The organism is Idiomarina sp. UBA4206 (genome assembly GCF_002383015.1).
Lineage (GTDB): Bacteria > Pseudomonadota > Gammaproteobacteria > Enterobacterales > Alteromonadaceae > Idiomarina > Idiomarina abyssalis.
This window is the reverse complement of sequence record NZ_DFTS01000013.1, coordinates 10,687-13,067: the sequence shown is the minus strand read 5'-3', so window position 1 is coordinate 13,067 and position 2,381 is coordinate 10,687. Positions and strand designations below refer to the sequence as shown.

At 48.2% G+C, this 2,381-nt stretch carries 3 protein-coding genes; all 3 read left to right on the top strand.

Annotated elements, in window-relative coordinates; translation table 11 throughout:
- The first annotated feature begins 40 nt into the window (after positions 1-40).
- The gene (locus B3180_RS02505; protein WP_286842866.1) at positions 41-163 is read left to right on the top strand and encodes a hypothetical protein; all 123 of its coding nucleotides are present in this window, start codon (positions 41-43) and stop codon (positions 161-163) included.
- Between the two features lie 130 nt (positions 164-293).
- Positions 294-1,526, top strand: a complete 1,233-nt coding sequence (locus B3180_RS02500) for a Zn-dependent hydrolase (protein ID WP_271332008.1) — start codon at positions 294-296, stop codon at positions 1,524-1,526.
- A 66-nt stretch (positions 1,527-1,592) separates the two neighbouring features.
- Positions 1,593-2,381: 4Fe-4S dicluster domain-containing protein (locus B3180_RS02495; RefSeq protein ID WP_286842829.1), on the top strand; the 789-nt coding region annotated here is incomplete at its 3' end.

Genomic DNA, 2,381 nt, shown 5'->3' with positions numbered 1-2,381 from the left:
GCTGTTCTCACTGGCGGTATCGGCACTGAATGGTTGTGGTATGTGTATTGATTCGCACGTACAAACCTTGCTGAAGCACGACGTTTCAGCACAAGCAATTCAATCGTCAATTAAGTTGGCGGCGGTACTTAATGCAGCCTTAACTGCACGCAAACTGTCGTAAACCCTCTAGGGGCTCCCCTTTGCCCCGTGCAACCTTTGCCCGTACCTTTTGGTGCGGGCTTTTTTATGGGTGCCTTTTTGTTGCTCCGTAGTTTATGTCCTACGCTTAAAACAGAAGCTAAGGAGGTACTATGCTGAGTATTAATTCAGACCGCTTAAAAAAGTCCGTGCTTGAACTGTCCAACATTGGTTATAACGAGACCGATCATGGCGTCTACCGTTGGGGTTTTACTGATGCCGATATGGAGGCGCGCCAATGGATGATGAACCAGGCAAAAGCCGAAGGTTTTGAAACCTTTATGGATGGTGCCGGTAATGTGTTCTTCGGTATAGGGGATTATTGTAAGAAGCCCGCCGTTCTTACCGGTTCGCATTTAGATACGGTTCCGGCCGGCGGTATTTTTGACGGCGCACTGGGCGTGTTGGCCGGATTCGAAGTTTTGCGCTCGATCAAAGAAAATGACATTAAATTGAAGCATCCTGTATGGGTGGTCGGCACTGCCGAAGAAGAAGGACGCTTTGGCGGCATGATGGGGTCACAGGCTATTGCCGGTGTATTAAACCCTGACTGGCTTATGTCCGCTCATGATGCTGACAATGTGTACCTAAAAGACGCCATGGCCGCTCATGGCATGAATGTGATGGATGCTCTGGACGCAGCCTGGCCACCTGAGCGACTGAAAGCCTTTTACGAGTTACACATTGAGCAAGGGCCGGTACTTTTTCAAAAAGAAATTACCATTGGTGCCGTGGAGGGCATATCCGGTGTTTTCAAATGGATAGTGCACTTAAAAGGTAAAGCTGACCACGCTGGTACAGCACCAATGAACATGCGCAGCGACGCCTTCATGGGGTTGGCTGACTTTGCTCATGAAATTGAGCGCATTATTGCAGAAGACGGTACGGACAAGACGCGTATTACTGTGGGTAAAGTGGATTTAAAGCCGGGCAGCCCGCATACCGTACCCGGAGAAGCCGTATTTACTATTGTCGGTCGTGATATGAGCCAGGATGTGATGAAAGAGCTCGCAGATTCTTGTAATAAGGCGTTGTCAGCCATTGCCCGTAAACACCGCTTAAAATTTGAGTATGAACAGGTAAGCTGGCTGAATCCTCAGGCATGTTCAGAAAAATTGACAAAGCAGATAGAAGAGAAGGCAAAAGCAAGAAAGTATTCGTGCCTGAAAATGCCCAGTGGGGCTGGACACGATGCACAGTTTTTTACTGAAATTACAGAGTCAGGGCTTATTTTCATTCCGTCTGTAAACGGTGTCAGTCACGCGCCCGATGAGTGGTCGCACTGGCATGATGTGGAAGCTGGTTGTAACATACTTTTTGATTGTATTATTGATTCAGCTCAGTGAGCTGCGCAAACAGTTAGGATCCGTTATACTGTGCGCACCTCGCCGTGATACTAAGTGGTATTGTTCATGGAACAAAAGATAACGGTTCAGTCCGCCGATAAAGTTAAAATTCAACGTCCGGACGGGCAAAAGCACAACAATAACTATTCCCCTCGTAGCCGCATTTATGTGCGCGACATTAAAGGTGCGATGGAGTACTTCCGCCGTGGCTTTGGCTTCCTGCTACTGGCCGTTTTTGCCATTATTCCCTGGCTCACCTACCAGGGCGAACAGGCGGTTCTGCTCGACATTATGGAGCAGCGCTTTCGTATTTATGGTTTAACGCTTTGGCCACAGGACTTTACCGTTGTTGCCTGGTTCGCCATTGTGGAGGCCGTTGCGCTGTTTTTTGTGACCACTATATTTGGACGTGTCTGGTGTGGCTTTATGTGCCCTCAAACAACCTGGACCTTCATATTTATGTGGTTTGAGAAAAAGTTTGAAGGCCCCCGCAATAAGCGTATTAAGCTGGATGAGCGCAAAATGGACTTTGATAAGTTCTGGCGTAAAGCCGGTAAACAAACTGGCTGGATTCTGGTGGCTCTATTAACATCCATGACCTTTGTCGGCTATTTTACCGATATACGCGAACTCTTCCTCAATTTCTTTACTCTGGATGCTGGCTTCTGGGCAACATTCAGCGTTCTGTTCTTTACTTTCTGCACTTATGGCAACGCCGGGTACATGCGCGAGATTATGTGCACGCACATGTGTCCTTACGCGCGTTTCCAGTCAGCTATGTTTGATAAAGACACCTATACAGTGTCCTATGATGCAGAACGCGGAGAGCCGCGTGGTCCTCGGTCACGTAAAGCT

What these genes read in the sequence shown, in the direction of transcription:
- B3180_RS02500 (WP_271332008.1), top strand. Translation starts at nt 294, where the DNA reads ATGCTGAGTATTAATTCAGACCGCTTAAAAAAGTCCGTGCTTGAACTG.
- B3180_RS02505 (WP_286842866.1), top strand. Translation starts at nt 41, where the DNA reads ATGTGTATTGATTCGCACGTACAAACCTTGCTGAAGCACGACGTTTCA.